This is a genomic window from Martinezella sp. CNPSo 3890 (assembly GCF_057784455.1).
On the sequence record NZ_JBXSOR010000001.1, the window covers coordinates 717,471 to 732,596 of the forward strand.

15 protein-coding genes are annotated in these 15,126 nt (G+C 59.9%); 4 read left to right on the forward strand and 11 right to left on the reverse strand.

Features of this window, described 5'->3' with window-relative positions; translation table 11 throughout:
* Nucleotides 1–6: 6 nt before the first annotated feature.
* Complete coding sequence (locus AC13RC_RS03545) at nucleotides 7–552, reverse strand: GrpB family protein (RefSeq protein ID WP_183811695.1); 546 nt, start codon at nucleotides 550–552, stop codon at nucleotides 7–9.
* Nucleotides 553–627: 75 nt separating this feature from the next.
* Nucleotides 628–1,551, reverse strand: a complete 924-nt coding sequence (locus AC13RC_RS03550; protein WP_488556506.1) for a Gfo/Idh/MocA family protein — start codon at nucleotides 1,549–1,551, stop codon at nucleotides 628–630.
* A 227-nt stretch (nucleotides 1,552–1,778) separates the two neighbouring features.
* Between AC13RC_RS03550 and AC13RC_RS03555 the strand changes: the two genes are divergently transcribed.
* Entirely contained in the window at nucleotides 1,779–2,354 is a 576-nt protein-coding gene (locus AC13RC_RS03555) for a TRAP transporter small permease subunit (RefSeq protein WP_488556507.1), read from the forward strand.
* The gene (locus tag AC13RC_RS03560; RefSeq protein WP_488556508.1) at nucleotides 2,354–4,114 is read left to right on the forward strand and encodes a TRAP transporter large permease; all 1,761 of its coding nucleotides are present in this window, start codon (nucleotides 2,354–2,356) and stop codon (nucleotides 4,112–4,114) included. The genes AC13RC_RS03555 and AC13RC_RS03560 overlap by 1 nt, the downstream gene beginning before the upstream one ends.
* A 95-nt stretch (nucleotides 4,115–4,209) precedes the next feature.
* Here the strand turns inward: AC13RC_RS03560 and AC13RC_RS03565 are convergent, their stop codons facing one another.
* From AC13RC_RS03565 to AC13RC_RS03590, 6 genes are all read right to left on the reverse strand, one after another.
* Complete coding sequence (locus AC13RC_RS03565) at nucleotides 4,210–5,319, reverse strand: TRAP transporter substrate-binding protein (RefSeq protein ID WP_069616205.1); 1,110 nt, start codon at nucleotides 5,317–5,319, stop codon at nucleotides 4,210–4,212.
* A 143-nt stretch (nucleotides 5,320–5,462) separates the two neighbouring features.
* On the reverse strand, nucleotides 5,463–7,523 hold the full coding sequence (locus AC13RC_RS03570; protein ID WP_152096027.1) for a prolyl oligopeptidase family serine peptidase: 2,061 nt from the start codon (nucleotides 7,521–7,523) through the stop codon (nucleotides 5,463–5,465).
* A 116-nt stretch (nucleotides 7,524–7,639) separates the two neighbouring features.
* The gene (locus tag AC13RC_RS03575; RefSeq protein WP_113329071.1) at nucleotides 7,640–8,533 is read right to left on the reverse strand and encodes a polysaccharide deacetylase family protein; all 894 of its coding nucleotides are present in this window, start codon (nucleotides 8,531–8,533) and stop codon (nucleotides 7,640–7,642) included.
* Between the two features lie 104 nt (nucleotides 8,534–8,637).
* Complete coding sequence (locus AC13RC_RS03580) at nucleotides 8,638–10,527, reverse strand: ABC-F family ATP-binding cassette domain-containing protein (RefSeq protein WP_488556509.1); 1,890 nt, start codon at nucleotides 10,525–10,527, stop codon at nucleotides 8,638–8,640.
* 49 nt (nucleotides 10,528–10,576) lie between these two features.
* Nucleotides 10,577–11,077 carry a hypothetical protein gene (locus AC13RC_RS03585; protein WP_488556510.1) on the reverse strand — a complete coding sequence of 167 codons (501 nt, stop codon included), beginning with the start codon at nucleotides 11,075–11,077 and terminating at the stop codon, nucleotides 10,577–10,579.
* A gap of 156 nt (nucleotides 11,078–11,233) precedes the next feature.
* Nucleotides 11,234–11,743: a DinB family protein gene (locus AC13RC_RS03590; RefSeq protein ID WP_488556511.1), complete on the reverse strand. Its 510-nt coding sequence runs from the start codon at nucleotides 11,741–11,743 to the stop codon at nucleotides 11,234–11,236.
* Nucleotides 11,744–11,935: 192 nt separating this feature from the next.
* Here AC13RC_RS03590 and ndk point away from each other — a divergent pair, with 192 nt between their 5' ends.
* A complete protein-coding gene (gene ndk / locus AC13RC_RS03595) occupies nucleotides 11,936–12,358 on the forward strand; it encodes a nucleoside-diphosphate kinase (RefSeq protein WP_069616210.1) in 423 nt (140 codons plus the stop codon).
* 249 nt (nucleotides 12,359–12,607) lie between these two features.
* Here ndk and AC13RC_RS03600 read toward each other — a convergent pair whose 3' ends face one another.
* Together AC13RC_RS03600 and AC13RC_RS03605 are read right to left on the reverse strand one after the other, a co-directional pair.
* Nucleotides 12,608–13,129, reverse strand: a complete 522-nt coding sequence (locus tag AC13RC_RS03600) for a hypothetical protein (protein ID WP_488556512.1) — start codon at nucleotides 13,127–13,129, stop codon at nucleotides 12,608–12,610.
* Nucleotides 13,126–13,674 carry a CGNR zinc finger domain-containing protein gene (locus AC13RC_RS03605; protein WP_488556513.1) on the reverse strand — a complete coding sequence of 183 codons (549 nt, stop codon included), beginning with the start codon at nucleotides 13,672–13,674 and terminating at the stop codon, nucleotides 13,126–13,128. The genes AC13RC_RS03600 and AC13RC_RS03605 overlap by 4 nt, the downstream gene beginning before the upstream one ends.
* A 67-nt stretch (nucleotides 13,675–13,741) precedes the next feature.
* Between AC13RC_RS03605 and AC13RC_RS03610 the strand changes: the two genes are divergently transcribed.
* Nucleotides 13,742–14,638 carry a branched-chain amino acid ABC transporter permease gene (locus AC13RC_RS03610; protein ID WP_488556514.1) on the forward strand — a complete coding sequence of 299 codons (897 nt, stop codon included), beginning with the start codon at nucleotides 13,742–13,744 and terminating at the stop codon, nucleotides 14,636–14,638.
* Between the two features lie 3 nt (nucleotides 14,639–14,641).
* Here the strand turns inward: AC13RC_RS03610 and AC13RC_RS03615 are convergent, their stop codons facing one another.
* A complete protein-coding gene (locus tag AC13RC_RS03615; protein WP_113329138.1) occupies nucleotides 14,642–15,109 on the reverse strand; it encodes a molybdenum cofactor biosynthesis protein MoaE in 468 nt (155 codons plus the stop codon).
* Between the last annotated feature and the right edge of the window lie 17 nt (nucleotides 15,110–15,126).

A 15,126-nucleotide genomic window follows, 5' to 3' on the forward strand; every position in this document is an offset into this window, starting at 1 on the left:
GAAGAGCTACGCGCCTTCCGACAGGATCTTCTGAATGAAATCCTTCTTCGCTGCCGTATAGGATGCGCGATCATTGGCATATTTTGCCGCAAGCTCGATCTTCAGTGCCTCATAGGCATGCGCCAGATCCGGTTCTCTACGCAACCGGTCGCGAAAGATGAGGAAGTTGCGCCAGGTCGGGCCGCCATATTCGACCACATGCACGAGATGCGTGCGGGTGTCCCCTTCTATGTCTCGGCCGAAAATATGGTCGTCCGGCACGATATTGCTGCCGGCATAGACGTAGCCGATGGAGGCCATGGGCTCGACACAGGCAAGCCCATCCTCGAAGCGCCGCACACCAACGGCAATATCGATGATCGGCTTGGCTTTTATCGTTGGGATCGACGTGCTGCCGAAATGCTGGACATCGACGGCAAGGTCGCCGAGAGCCTTGCGAATGGCAGCTTCCTCCAGCAAATAGGCTTCGTGCCAGCTCTGGTTCGGGTCGGCGAGCTTGACGGACTTGTTGCCGACGCCGAGGCCAAAAGATTGTTCATGCTCCGATGCCATAGGCATCTCTCCAGTGAAGACGATGCGCCACGCTAGCACGCCGTGGGCGGCATTGTCTTCACCGGGAAAGCCTCATCAATCGTAAAATGCTTCAACGAATTTGCGCTTGCCGAGCATGAAGGCATCGGCGACGTGGCGCAGCGGCGAAACGTCGACGTCGGATGTACTGGCTTTGACGATCTCGGCAAAGCGGCGATAGAGCGAGGGATATTCTGCCTCGGGCGCCGAGAATTTCAGCTCGCCATTGACGGAAAGCTTGGAACCGCCTTCGGCAAGAAGCATCTGGCCGGCGTCCGTTTCGGCGACGATATCCCAGCTCTGCTTGCCGGTCTGGCGCCAGTCGAATTCGGCGTGGACGGGAAGGCCGGTTCCGCTCTTGAAGCGCAGATCGGCCGCGATCGGCGAATCACGGTTTTCCGGGAATTCGAGCGTCGCGCCGGTCAGGAAGAGCGGCGGCAGAATGTGGGTGACGATCGACAGCGCATTGATGCCGGGATCGAAGACGCCGAGACCGCCAGCCTGCCAGATCCATTCCTGGTTCGGATGCCAGTGACGGACATCTTCCTTCCAGATCACATGAGCGCTGCGGATATTTGTGCTGGCGAGGAAGCTCTTTGCAGCCTCCACGGCCGGCGCATAGCGCGAGTGCCAGCTTGCAAAGAGCGAGACGCCCTTACCTTTTGCCAGGTTCTCGAGATCGGCCACTTCGCTGAGCGTCGCGCCCGGCGGCTTCTCCAGGAAAACATGCTTGCCGGCCGACAGCGCCTTGTAGGCGGCTTCATAGCGGTATTGCGGCGGCATGCAAAGTGAAACGGCGTCGATCTCCGGCACAGCATCGAGCATGGCTTCGATGGTCGTGAAGGCGGGAATGCCTTCGACAGTGCCATGACGACTTGCCGTAGCGATCAGTTTGAAATCCGCATTGTTCGCGATGGACGGAAGATGCTGGTCGCGGACGATCTTGCCGACACCGACGATAGCGAGGTTGATGGGGGACATGGGTGTCTCTCGATTAGTATGATTATTGATGCGATCTTTATCAGAATGCCGCATGCGGGCAAGGGCGGCAAATCGCAAATGCAGCCGTCAGGTCCAATCTTGGATCATTGTACCCAGGCGTTATCATGCTTGGAAAACGGGTGCCGGCTCTTGATTCACAGCCTGAAATCGGCACTCTTCCTCTGCGCAGCCAAAAGATCCGGGAAGAATCGCTGCGGGGGGAAATCATGAAAACATTGCTCGGCTTCAGCCGAATCGTGGACTATGTGACTGAGATCGTCGGAAAATCAGTCTCATGGCTTATTCTGGTCGCTGTCTTGGTCAGCGCCGGAAATGCCGTTGTCCGCAAGGTCTTCAACACATCGTCCAATGCCTGGCTGGAAGCGCAATGGTATCTGTTCGGCGCCGCCTTCATGCTCGCCGCCGCCTATACGCTGCGCCAGAACGAGCATATCCGCATCGACATCATCTACGGCTCCCTGCCGCGCCGCGTGCAGCACTGGATCGATCTCATCGGCCACTGCCTGTTCCTGATGCCTTTCGTGCTGCTGATGGTCTACGATCTCGTGCCCTATGTCCGCACCTCCTTCCTATCAGGGGAAGTTTCCTCGAGTGCCGGCGGCCTGATCATCTGGCCGGGCAAGGCCTTGTTGCTGGCGGGCTTCTTTCTGCTGGCGCTGCAGGGGATCTCCGAAATCATCAAGAAGATCGCCGTCATGCGCGGCGATATGGATGATCCGACCCCCTATGTGCCGACGCATGCGCCGCTCGATGTCGAAACCCCGGCCGGGGAGGCGCGCTGATGATCGAATTCATTGCCGTGAACATGGCGCCGATCATGTTCGCCTCGCTGATTATTTTCCTGCTTCTGGGCTATCCTGTCGCCTTCGCGCTTGCTGCGAACGGACTGCTGTTCTTCTGGATCGGTGTCGAGCTCGCACCCTATTCGGGCGGCACCATCAATCTCTCATGGCCGCTTCTCAACGCGTTGCCGGATCGATTCTGGGGGGTGATGTCGAACGACACGCTGCTGGCGATCCCGTTCTTCACCTTCATGGGCATCGTGCTGGAGCGATCTGGCATGGCCGAAGACCTGCTCGACACGATCGGCCAGCTGTTCGGGCCGATCCGCGGGGGGCTTGCCTATGCGGTGATTTTCGTCGGAGCACTGCTGGCGGCCACCACCGGCGTCGTTGCCGCTTCGGTCATTGCCATGGGTCTGATCTCCCTACCGATCATGTTGCGCTATGGCTATGACCGGCGGGTCGCCTCCGGCGTCATCGCCGCTTCCGGCACGCTGGCGCAAATCATCCCGCCGTCGCTCGTCCTGATCGTGCTTGCCGACCAGCTCGGCCGTTCGGTCGGTGACATGTATGCCGGCGCCCTGATTCCCGGCCTGGTGCTGACCGGTCTCTACATGCTCTATGTATTGATTATGTCGATCGTGAAGCCGAACTCCATGCCGGCATTGCCGAAGGAAGCTCGCTCGCTTGGCTCCGGCGTCACGTCCTTGCTGATCGCATTGCTGATATGCGCCGGCGTGGCCTATGCCGCCCACGTTTACTTGACGCCCGCCTATGGCGAAAACGCCGATATTCTCGGTGCAACGGTTGGCGTCGCCTTCATCTACGCGATCGCCGTGCTCGATAAGGGGATGAAGCTCAACGTGATGTCGCGGCTGGCCCAGCAGGTCATCATCGTCCTCATTCCACCGCTGGCGCTGATCTTCCTCGTGCTTGGCACGATCTTTCTCGGCATCGCGACGCCGACGGAAGGCGGCGCAATGGGGGCAGTGGGCGCGCTCATAATGGCCGCTGCGAAAGGCCGGCTGAACATGGAGGTCATCCGTTCGGCACTGACCTCGACCACCCGGCTTTCGGCCTTCGTGCTGTTCATCCTCATCGGCTCGCGCGTCTTTTCGCTGACCTTCTATGGCGTCAATGGCCATGTCTGGGTCGAGCATCTGCTGGTATCGCTGCCCGGCGGGGAGGTCGGCTTCCTGATTGCCGTCAACATCCTTGTCTTCGTGCTGGCCTTCTTTCTCGATTTCTTCGAGCTTGCCTTCATCATCGTACCGTTGTTGGCACCTGCTGCCGAAAAGCTCGGCATCGATCTCATCTGGTTTGGCGTGCTGCTCGGCGTCAACATGCAGACGAGCTTCATGCATCCGCCCTTCGGCTTCGCGCTGTTCTATCTCCGCTCGGTGGCCGCGCGCGTGCCCTATCTCGACAGGGTGACCGGCAAGCAGATCGCGCCCGTCACGACCGGGCAGATCTACTGGGGATCCGTGCCCTTCGTCGGCATTCAGATCCTGATGGTGGCGTTGACGATCATGTTCCCGCAGATGGTCATGCACTACAAGGGAGCCGGCACCGGCGTCGATCCCAACACGATCAAGATCGAGGTCCCCGGCTTCGGCGCACCGGGCCAGGACAATACCAATGGCCTGCCGGGACTGCAGCTTCCAGGGGGCAATCCGCTTGACAGCAAGCCAGCCGATAGGGGCGGCGGCGCGTCAAACCCGCCGGCCAACGATCTCAGCCAGCCACCGTCGTTTAATTGAGGCATACGGTCTGCATCGGCCTGCTTGTCGATCTGACGCAACGAAAAACCCCGGAGCATCGCTCCGGGGTTTTCTCTTTTGGACCTACCGGTTGCTCAAATCTTCCCTGAGCGCTGCAGCGTCATCATGTAGACGTCGTAGCTGTATTCGGCGACCTGAGTGTAGAGATAATGCTGGCCGCGGAAGCCCTTGATTGATTCCCAGATCTTTTTGAAGGTCGGGTTGTTGGCTTCCATTTCGGCATAGACCTCGTTGGCCTTGTCGAAGCAGGCATTCAAGATTTCGGTGCTGAAAGGCCTGAGCTTCGCCCCTTCGGCGACGACCCGCTTGATGGCGGCGGGGTTCAGGTAGTCGTATTTCTGCAGCATGTTGGCGTCGGTCGCCTGCGCGGCTGTGCGCAGCAGCGATTGATAAGCCTTCGGGAGGCCTTCATAAGCCGCCTTGTTGAACATGACATGCACGGTCGGGCCGCCTTCCCACCAGCCGGGATAATAGTAATAGGGTGCTACCTTGTAGAAGCCGAGCTTCTCGTCGTCATAGGGGCCGACCCATTCGGCCGCATCGATCGTGCCTTTCTCGAGCGCTGGGTAGATATCTCCGCCGGCGAGCTGCTGGGGCACGACGCCGAGGCGTTCGACCACCTTGCCGGCAAAGCCGCCGATACGCATCTTCAGACCCTTGAGATCGGCAACGGTGTTGATTTCCTTGCGGAACCAGCCGCCCATCTGCACGCCGGTATTGCCGGCCGGGAAGCCGATCAGCCCCTGCGTCGCCAGGAATTCATTGAAGAGATCGATGCCGCCGCCGTGATATTGCCAGGCATTCATGCCACGGGCATTGAGCGCGAAAGGAACGGCAGCTCCCAATGCCCAGACCGGATCTTTGCCCCAATAATAATAGGCGACCGAATGACAGGCTTCGACGGTTCCGGCCGAAGTTGCGTCTGCAGCCTGCAGGCCAGGCACGATTTCGCCGGCTGCAAATACCTGGATGTTGAAATTGCCGTCGGTAGCCTCGGAAACATATTTCGATAGCACTTCACCGCCGCCATAGATCGTATCGAGCGACTTCGGAAACGACGATGTGAGGCGCCAGTTGATTTTCGGATTGCTCTGCGCAATGGCCGGTGCTGCAAGTGTTGCAGCCGCTGCCACGGACCCGGCGCCGGCGACGCCGGCTTTCCGCAGAAATGAACGACGATCCATCTATTACTCCCCCCGGATACGAGCGGGGCGGACTCGCCCGCTCTTCGTGATCACGGCCGCAGCTAATCATGCCGCTCGGCGCGTTTCAAGCGTATCGGAAGCTGGTGCAACCATTGATTTTTGCTGCGAGCCGTAAGCGTGATCTAAAGGCTTTTGCCCTTCACGATCGTCTCCCGCAAAAAACTGTAGCCCAGAGCCGTGCGCGTCGCGAGCTCGATTGATGCGCCGTCGCCGCCATGGCCACCCGAGCCGAATTCGTGGAACAGCGGATGATGGCCGAGCGCTTCCAGCTGGGCGGCGAAGCGCCGGGCATGCGAAGGATGAACCCGGTCGTCATTGCTCGAGCTTTCGATGTAGATCGACGGATACGTGATCTCGGAGGTAGGCTTGACATTGTGCAGCGGCGAATAGCTCAGCAGGTAATCGCGATCAGCCGGATTGTCGGGATCGCCATATTCGTCGATCCAGGCTTTTCCGGCCGGGAAGACATGGAAGCGGGTCATATCCAGAACAGGCACCTGGCACCAGATCGCGCCGAAATCCTGCGGATAGCGTGTCGCCATGACGCCAGTCAGCAAACCTCCATTGCTGCCGCCATTGCCGGCTATGCGCGATGGCTTGGTATAGCCGCGGGCGACGAGGTCGCGGGCGACGGCGGCAAAGTCCGTGAATGCCCTGTGGCGACCCTGGCCTTTTGCGACGCGATGCCAGTTCGGCCCGAATTCGCCTCCGCCGCGAATATAGGCCGTCACAAAGGCGTTACCCTGTTCCAGCCAGCGGCCGATGACCCCGGAATAATATGGGCCGAGCGGGACGTCGAAGCCGCCGTAGCCATATTGCAGCACCGGCAGTTCGCCCTTGGTCCAGGCCTTCGGCAGTACGATATGATAGGGCACCTTCGTCCCGTCCTCGGAGGTAGCTTCCAGCAGGAGGGACGTCATGCCTTCGCTGTCGAAATAGGTCGGCGAACTGGCAATGTGCTTGAGTTCAAGCGGGGCCTTGCGATCGCCAAGATCCAGCCGGTAGGAGGAGGGCGGCTGCAGAAAGCCCGCGCCATAGACCTGCAGCGTGTCGTCACCGAGATGCAGATCGGAATAGAGCGGGGCGACCGACACCGTCTGAACATCATCAGGCAGTGCGATTTCGCGGATTTCGGCATCGGCGCTCGTCAGGTCGAGAACGAAGAGATGCGGTTGCATATTGTCCGAGACGATGAAGACGCACCATTCGCGCATCAAAAGGAATTGCGAAACCGATTGTCGGTCATTGGGCGAAAACAGGATGCGTCTTGCATCGATACCGGTCTTGCCGGGCTCTCGAGGCAGGGGTTGCAGGGCCAGGCTGCCGGCCGGGATCCGTTCGTCTGTCTTGGCAAGCCAGATCAGATGGGAGTGGTTGAACCCGAACTCGGCATCCTTCGGCAGGTCGATCCGCCGCAGCGAACCGTCCCCATCCTCGATGAAATGGCTGGCGCTGCCGATTTCGTGACCTGCGCTAAAAATACGGATCGGCCTAGCCGCATCTCCCGTCGCCAGACCGGCGAGTTGCGGATCGAAGACCGAACAGGAGCCATAGATGTCGCTGTCATCGGCGGCATAGAGTGCCGGTGCATCGGACGGCACCTGACCACGCCTCAGGCGGCGGCCGACACGCGGCCAACCGGAACGCGTCGAGGATTCGCGGTCGATGGAGCCGAAATAGGCGATTTCGTCGCGGCTGAGCCAGGTCGCGTGACTGCGCACGGCCGGCGTGTCGAAGCCGCCTTCGACGATGCTCTTCGTCTCGCAATCGAATTCGAGCATCCGAATGGGATCGGAGCCGCCATCGGAAAGGCAAAGCAGCACGCGCGTCGGCTCCCAGGGGCAGGTGAGCGCACCGCGCCAGAGCCATTTTCTGCCCTCCTCGGCGCAGAAGGCGTCGAGATCGAAGATTGGTTCCCAGGGAGCGTCGGGTAGAGGGGTAAGATCGGCCGGCAGCCGATACCAGCAACCGAGCGGATGATCGGCGCTGCGATGAAAATCGAACAGCCAGCTGCCGCGCCGGGTCGTGGCGATCAGCCGATCCTCGCGTTCGATCATCTCCTTGATCGCGTTGCGATCCGCCTCGAATTCCGGCGTCATTAGCAGCCGCTCGGATTCGGTATCCTTCTCTGCAACGAACTGCAGAGTTTGTGGGTCGTCGTCGCGTTCAAGGTGAAGGTGCATGGGGCTCGCCATTCCATTGTTGGTGGTGGTCGCCCTCAGCAAACCAAAATACGGGCGCTGAAGCAACCATGCTTCCGCGCCCGTATCGGTCATAGATTTTTCGGTGTCGACCCGCCTTAGCGGACCATCTTTGTGTCGGCCTGTGCGACCATATTGCTCGCCGGGGCCGGTTCGCGCTTGTATTTCAGCGTGACGACCTTGTAGCCCTCATTCTCCAGTCGGCTGAGGAGAACGGGCAGCATCCTAACCGTGCGCTGGTGGATGTCGTGCATCAGAACGATGCCGCGGCCGCGCTGATGGAGCTGCTTCATGGTGCGATCGACCACTGAGGCTGGGGTCGAAGTGAAGTAATCCTTGCTGTCGATATCGACATCCATGACGATCATGTCGCGAGCGGCAATCGCCGTGCGCAGGCGTTTGGAGTCGGCAAGATAGGGGAAGCGGAAGAAGGGAACGTCCGTGCCGATCGCCTTGGTGACGGCATCCTTGCCGCGGGCGATCTCGGTCATCGCCGCGTCGAAGGTCATCTTGTCGAGATCCGGATGGCGGAAGGTGTGGCTGCCGATCGCATCGCCATGCGCAAGCACCTCGCGTGCCGTCGCCGGATGTGCCTGCGCCATTTCGCCGACCATCATGAAGGCGGCCTTGACGCCGAATTTGTCGAGCGTGGCGAGAATGCGCTCCGTCTTGCCGGGAGCCGGGCCGTCATCGAAGGTCAGGATGACCTCCTTGTCGGCGAGCCTGATATCTTTGAGCGACGAGACCTCCAGCGTCCGGCCGGCGAGATTGTGCGGGCCATTCATGCCCGCCAGGTCACTCCTTGTTTCGAGATCGGCGACGAGCCATTTCTTCGGCTCCATCTCGATGGGATCGTTGGCCTTCAGCGGCTTGTGACGCGGCTCTTCGGCGGCATAGCTGCTCTTGAGCGACGCTTCATTGCCTGGTTTCGTGGCACATCCTCCGAGAGCCAGGGACACGGCGAGGCCAGCCAGCAACACACGGTAGTTCATCAGAATCGCTCAACACTATGTCTATGAAAGTTGAGCGCATATTCTGCAGTTATGGTTAATGATCGGTTAGGAGCGGCCGCGAATTCCTTAACAAGCGGTCAGCTTCAACTGGCCATGCCGCTCTCATATTCCGATGAAAGTTCCAGCCACTGCTCCTCGGCCGCCGCGAGCTTTTCTGCCGCATCGGCACGCTGTTTTGCCTTTTCCGCAGCCTTGGCCGGTGCCTTCTCATAGAGGGCGGGGTCCGCAAGTTCTGCGTCAAGAGCCTGAATCAGTTTCTCAAGCTTGCCGGTCAAGGATTCGATTTCATTGATCTTCTTCTTGAGCGGCGCCAGCGAGGCGCGCCGATCGGCATTAAGCTTGCGCTGATCCGCTTTGGAAACGGAATCGTCGCTGGTATTTGCCTTGGCCTTGTCGTCCTTGGCTTTCGGGCTGGCAACAACGAGGCTGCGGTATTCTTCAAGATCGCCGTCGAAGGTCGAGACGGTGCCGTCGCGCACCAGCCACAGCCGATCGACGGTGGCTTCGATCAGGTGACGGTCGTGCGAGATCAGGATGACGGCGCCGGAATAATCGTTCAGCGCCTGGATCAGCGCGTTGCGGCTGTCGATATCGAGATGGTTCGTCGGTTCGTCGAGGATCAGCAGGTTCGGTGCGTCGAAGGCGGCAAGGCCCATGAGAAGCCGTGCCTTCTCGCCGCCGGAGAGATCCTTGACCTGCGTATCCATCTTTTCGGTCGCCAGCCCCATCTGCGCGACGCGGGCGCGCACCTTCGCTTCCGGCGTTTCGGGCATGCGGCGGCGGACATGCTCGACGGCCGTCTGGTTGGGGATGAGGTCGTCGAGCTGGTGTTGGGCGAAGAAGCCGATCTTCAGGTTCGGTGCGAGCCTGACTTCGCCGCTTTCTGCGCCCAGCCGCCCGGAAATGAACTTCGCGAAGGTCGATTTGCCGTTACCGTTGGAGCCGAGCAGCGCGATGCGGTCGTCGGCATCGATGCGCAGGTTCAGCCGTTTCAGGATCGGCTTGCCCGGCTCATAGCCGACGGCACCGCCGCTGATTGCGATGATCGGCGAGGCGGGCTGCTTTTCGGGTTCCGGAAAACTGAAGCCCATCACATGGTCTTCGATGACGGCGGCGACCGTTCCCATGCGCTCCAGTGCCTTGATGCGCGATTGCGCCTGCCGCGCCTTCGAGGCCTTGGCCTTGAAGCGGTCGATGAAGCTCTGCAGGTGCTTGCGGGCTGCATCGTTCTTCGCCTTCGCCTTCATCTGCAACTCGTCGGCCTCAGCCTTCTGTCGCTCGAACTGATCGTAGGAGCCGCGATAGAAGGTGAGCTTCTTCTGGTCGAGATGCACGATGGAATTGACCGCCGTGTTCAGCAGATCGCGGTCGTGCGAAATGATGATGACCGTGTGCGGATAGCGGCGGATGTAGTCCTCCAGCCAGAGCGTGCCTTCAAGGTCGAGATAGTTCGTCGGTTCGTCGAGCAGCAACAGATCCGGCTCGGAAAACAAGACGGCCGCGAGAGCCACGCGCATGCGCCAGCCACCGGAGAAGGAGGAGGCGGGGCGTTTCTGCGCTTCGTGGTCGAAGCCGAGGCCGGCAAGGATACTGGCGGCACGTGCTTCGGCCGAATGAGCATCGATATCGGCCAGACGCGTCTGGATATCGGCGATGCGGTGCGGATCGGTCGCGGTCTCGGCTTCCGCAAGCAATGCGGAGCGTTCCTTGTCGGCTGCCAGGACGATATCGATCAAAGGCTCCTCGGTGCCGGGTGCCTCCTGCGCCACCTGGCCGATGCGGGCATTGCGGGGGATCGAGACCGAGCCGCTCTCGGCAGCGAGATCGCCGGTGATGATCCTGAACAGCGTGGATTTGCCAGCACCGTTCTTGCCGACGAGGCCAGCCTTCGTGCCCGCCGGAAGCGTCACGCTGGCATGGTCGATGAGAAGGCGGCCGGCAATGCGGGCGGAAAGGTCTGAAATCGAAATCATGGCGCGGTTTTGGCCGAACTCGACGCTGAAGGCAAGAGCGGGACGGCGCTTAGGCGCCGGCCTTCTGCGAGGATTTCGAGAGATTGGCGCAGTTACGCAGCCGCTCGGTCAGCTCCGTTTCATAGAGCATGAGATTGCTGAGGGAGGCATTGAGGCTGTCGAGTGCAGCATTGGCATGCGGAGTCGTGTCGATCCCGCGGGCAAAATGCTGCTTTTTCATCAGCCCCTTGGCGAGCTGATCGGCGACTTCGCGCAGCATCTCGGCCGCGTCGCTCTCGGATTTGCGCGCCACCAGCTTGCAATGGCTGACAAGGCGATGCTTCAGGCCAATCTCGTCGAGCCCGCTTTGCGGGGGAAGGGGGCCAAGTGCTTCGATTTCTTCGGCAAGACAGCGGTCCTGGCCATAGAGCGCTTCATAGAAGAGCTGATAGTTGCGCGGCAGGTTTTTCACCTTCAGCCGCGTCATGAAGCGGCCGATAACCTCAAGCTCGGTTTCCGTTTCATCGTCATCGATGGAATATGCCGAAACGCTTGTCTGCGAGTTCTTCATGCCTGCCTTTGGACCGTGAGCTGATATATCTTATCAATCTGCAGGTCGGCAGGTTAAGGGAACATGAACAAGACGGCCGATCCTCGCCGCAGCGCAACAAAATGAGGCATGTGATCAACGTCTGGGCGAAGATGGAAACGACGGTTCTCCCCTTGGCTACATCCAGTGCTGTCCTTCACTGCGCAGAAAATGCAGGAGGTCCAGCACCAGTGACGGCTTGCCCATGGATGTGAGGATAGTGTGGCACTGGCCGCGGTGATGGGTGTGATGGTTGAACATATGGGATACCGCCGCATGGAGGGGAACGGTGATGGCGCCCGGGCGCAGGATCGAGGTATAGGTGATGTCGGAGGCAAGTGCATCGGCATCGAGCGTTTCCAACCAAGTAATGATATTTCGATCTTCCGCCTCCCGTAAGCTGTAAAGCCCTCCAAGGGTGTCATGTAGGACGGTATCGAGTGACGCAGGTACGCCGCCAGTGCCGTTGAAACGGTGCATCCACAGCCGGTCCGCTATCAGCAGATGATTGAGCGTTCCGTGGAGCGAGCCGAAGAAGGCGCCGCGGTCTTCGTGAAATTCGGCGTCGCTGAGGTCTACTGCGGCATTGTAGACCTGGACATTGGCCCAGCGATTATAGTCGGCAAGCATCTTGAAATGTTTGAGCATATGCGTCTCCTCTTATAGTGGTGGTGATTTTATCGCGAAGTTTGGTGGCGGACAGCCGCTTCGCCACCCAGCAGATCGCGAATCAGCTGCTCGGACTGTGACAGCGGCGTGAAATTGGCCGATCCCCCTTGTTTTCGGGCCTTGGGGCAGGTAAAGACCGCCCACTTTTCTCTGATTACAAGGAATGGACCCATGGCGATTGAACGTACTTTCTCGATGATCAAGCCGGATGCGACGAAGCGCAACCTGACCGGCGCCATCACCAAGGTTTTTGAAGACAACGGCCTGCGCGTCATCGCCTCCAAGCGCGTCTGGATGAGCAAGCGCGAAGCTGAAGGCTTCTACGCCGTTCACAAGGAACGTCCGTTCTTCGGCGAACTCGTCGAAGGCATGACCTCCGGCCCGACCGTCGTTCAGGTTCTGGAAGGCGAAAACGCCATCCTGAAGAACCGCGAAATCATGGGCGCGACCAACCCGGCCAACGCTGCCGAAGGCACGATCCGCAAGACCTTCGCCCTTTCGATCGGCGAAAACTCCGTTCACGGCTCGGACGCTCCGGAAACGGCTGCCGTCGAAATCGCCTACTGGTTCTCCGAAACCGAAATCGTCGGCTGAATCAGCCTCTCAGCTTCAGCGCTGAACGATTTGAATTGACTCATGAAAGCCGGGACCTCGCATCCCGGCTTTTTTCATGCAGGCAAATTAGACTCCCTTTCCCCGTGGGCGGCAGGGGGTATCGCATATGAACTGAAATCGCCGCCGTCCTCCTTCTCCCCGAGGGGAGAAGGGATTTCCGGCGCTGATCACCCCATATGTGATTGTCCTACCGCGAGTGGGAAGAGGAGACTATCCCGCTGCTGCTTCTCAAGCCGGGCAGGCCATATCCTTCCCGTAATCGGCGCTGCCATCGCCCTTGAAGACATCCGGATTGGCGGTATAGACCGGGCCGACGACCAGCGGTTTCGTCGGCAGCACGGTCTGGTCGAGATCGGATTTGACTTCGGTCTTGATCGTCTGGATAGTCTTGTCGCTGGCATCCACCAGCTTGATCGAGACAGCATAGGGGCGGTCCTTGCGCACGCAGTGCAGGTCCGGGCTTTCCAGCGTGATCTTGTCCCAGAATGTATAGATCTTCTGGGTGACGACGAGTGGGTTGCCGCCCGCGGGATTTTCGAATTCCGCGATCGCCTTTGTTCCCTCCCGGATCGGGGCGATCTTCTTGAGCGTGATCATGTAGCTTGCGCTCGCCACGCGATAGTTGAAGACGAAAAGGCGACCGGTGAGCTGGGTCGGGCCTTCGTCGTCTTTCCTCTGGCAGCCGGCCAGCGCCAGGCCGGCGATGATCCCGACACTTATTGTTGTCAGCATAATCCTTCTTATTGTCATGGCGCAGTCTCCTCCTTCTTGCGCCGGTAGTGCCGGCTAGCCTTGGCTCGGTTGCCGCAAACCGCCATGTCGCACCAGGCGCGGCTTTTGTTCTTGCTGCGGTCGATGAAGAGCCAGCCGCAGTTGCGGCATATTTTCATTCGTTCGGGATCGGGCATGGCGATGAGGCGCAGCGTCGAATGCACCGTCGCGGCATCGAGCCCACCGGATGAGGCTCGTTTCAGGACTTTCGCCAATGCCGCAAGCAGATCCGCAAGCAGCAGATCGGCAGCCTCGCCAAGAATGCGTGCCCGGAAATAGCGGTCGATCAACTCGCGGAGGGCAATGAAATCGGCCCGGTTTTCCCGCTTCACGGGCAGGATATCGCCGAAGAGCGCTCGCTCCGCGCAGAAATTGGCAGCCGCCTTCGGGAAGCTATCCATCTGTCCCGGTGCCTCGAAGCGGTCGATCCGACGCCCGTCGTCATGGCGCAGGATTACGCTGTTGGCGACATCGAGCGCGAGCGCGCCACCGGAGAAGCGATGTGGGGTCCAGGAAAAACTCATGGCGAAAATTATAACTGGTAAAATTCATTTTGCCAGTTACTATTTGCTGGTTCTTCGGAGAGATGGAATGGCTTATCTTCTGCAGCAACTGGCGAATGCCGTTCCGCTCGCTGCACTGTATGCGACGCTGGCCTTCGGCTATTCCATTGCCTTCGGGGTCATGAAGCGGGCCGATATTACCTATGGCGCGTTGTTCGCCTTTGCCGGCCAGATGCTCGTGCTCTTTACCGATGTCGGCTACACCAAGATGTATCTGGTTCTGCCGGCCGCCTTTGCCTTCGGTGCCGTCGTCGCCGTCGGCTACACGATCGGCACCAGCTTCCTCGTCGGCCGTGCAATCATGCTGCCGCTGTCGCGAAAATCGCCGAATACCGTCATCGTTGCGGCACTCGGCATGATGATCATCCTGATGGAAACGGCGCGGCTTGCCTCGAATACGCGTGGCATATGGCTGCCGCCCTTCCTGAACGATGCTGTCGTCTTCTGGGATAGCGGCAATTTCCGCGTGACGCTGACGGAAATCCAGCTGCTCAATACGGCCTTGATGATCCTCGTCATCCTCACAGGCGCCTATGTGCTGAAATGCACCGGCTGGGGGCGCATCTGGCGGGCGGTGACGGACGATTCCCTTGCTGCCGAGCTCTGCGGCGCCAGCGCCAACCGTGTCTTCCTGCTGGCCTATGTCGCGTCAGCCCTCGTCGCAACCATCTGCGGCCTGCTGGCTACTTCCTACTATGGAACGATGGATTTCGGGGCAGGGCTGATGTTCGGGCTCAAGGTGCTGATGATCGCGGCCGTCGGCGGCTATTCCGATCCGCTGAAGTCAGCGGGCGGGGCAGCGCTCCTTGGCTTGACGGAGACGATGTGGGGTGCCTACGGCCCGTTCCTGTGGCGCGACTTCGTCATCTTCTCGCTGCTCGTCCTGCTACTGGTTATGAGCCGGCGCGAAAGAGTGGTGCCTTGAAGCTTACGTGTTGCCGGCCCACTTTGCCCGCGCGGCATCGTCGGCATCCTTGGCCGAAACCCAGCCGCCTTCGGTACCATCCTTGCCGTGCTCCTTCTTCCAGAAGGGAGCAGAGGTCTTCAGAAAATCCATGACGAAATTGGCGCCGTCGAAGGCGGCCTGCCGATGCGGTGCCGCGGCAATGACGAGCACGATGTTCTCGCCGGGCGCGATCTTGCCAAAGCGATGGATGGCGGTCAGGCCGAGAAGCTCGAAACGCTCGATGGCTAGTCTGGCGATGCGGGTGATCTCCGCTTCCGCCATGCCGGGATAATGTTCGAGTTCGAGGGCACCGAGCGCGCCCCCTTCGTCACGGCAGAGGCCCGAGAAGGTCACGACAGCGCCGATATCGCGCCGCCCGGCGGCTAGCCGATCGATCTCCGCCTGGAGATCGAAATCCTCGCGCTGGACTTTGACGAATGGTGAAATCATCGCAATTTCCTTGATCG

What these genes read in the sequence shown, in the direction of transcription:
- AC13RC_RS03545 (WP_183811695.1), bottom strand. Translation starts at nt 552, where the DNA reads ATGGCATCGGAGCATGAACAATCTTTTGGCCTCGGCGTCGGCAACAAG.
- AC13RC_RS03550 (WP_488556506.1), bottom strand. Translation starts at nt 1,551, where the DNA reads ATGTCCCCCATCAACCTCGCTATCGTCGGTGTCGGCAAGATCGTCCGC.
- AC13RC_RS03555 (WP_488556507.1), top strand. Translation starts at nt 1,779, where the DNA reads ATGAAAACATTGCTCGGCTTCAGCCGAATCGTGGACTATGTGACTGAG.
- AC13RC_RS03560 (WP_488556508.1), top strand. Translation starts at nt 2,354, where the DNA reads ATGATCGAATTCATTGCCGTGAACATGGCGCCGATCATGTTCGCCTCG.
- AC13RC_RS03565 (WP_069616205.1), bottom strand. Translation starts at nt 5,319, where the DNA reads ATGGATCGTCGTTCATTTCTGCGGAAAGCCGGCGTCGCCGGCGCCGGG.
- AC13RC_RS03570 (WP_152096027.1), bottom strand. Translation starts at nt 7,523, where the DNA reads ATGCACCTTCACCTTGAACGCGACGACGACCCACAAACTCTGCAGTTC.
- AC13RC_RS03575 (WP_113329071.1), bottom strand. Translation starts at nt 8,533, where the DNA reads ATGAACTACCGTGTGTTGCTGGCTGGCCTCGCCGTGTCCCTGGCTCTC.
- AC13RC_RS03580 (WP_488556509.1), bottom strand. Translation starts at nt 10,527, where the DNA reads ATGATTTCGATTTCAGACCTTTCCGCCCGCATTGCCGGCCGCCTTCTC.
- AC13RC_RS03585 (WP_488556510.1), bottom strand. Translation starts at nt 11,077, where the DNA reads ATGAAGAACTCGCAGACAAGCGTTTCGGCATATTCCATCGATGACGAT.
- AC13RC_RS03590 (WP_488556511.1), bottom strand. Translation starts at nt 11,743, where the DNA reads ATGCTCAAACATTTCAAGATGCTTGCCGACTATAATCGCTGGGCCAAT.
- ndk (WP_069616210.1), top strand. Translation starts at nt 11,936, where the DNA reads ATGGCGATTGAACGTACTTTCTCGATGATCAAGCCGGATGCGACGAAG.
- AC13RC_RS03600 (WP_488556512.1), bottom strand. Translation starts at nt 13,129, where the DNA reads ATGACAATAAGAAGGATTATGCTGACAACAATAAGTGTCGGGATCATC.
- AC13RC_RS03605 (WP_488556513.1), bottom strand. Translation starts at nt 13,674, where the DNA reads ATGAGTTTTTCCTGGACCCCACATCGCTTCTCCGGTGGCGCGCTCGCG.
- AC13RC_RS03610 (WP_488556514.1), top strand. Translation starts at nt 13,742, where the DNA reads ATGGCTTATCTTCTGCAGCAACTGGCGAATGCCGTTCCGCTCGCTGCA.
- AC13RC_RS03615 (WP_113329138.1), bottom strand. Translation starts at nt 15,109, where the DNA reads ATGATTTCACCATTCGTCAAAGTCCAGCGCGAGGATTTCGATCTCCAG.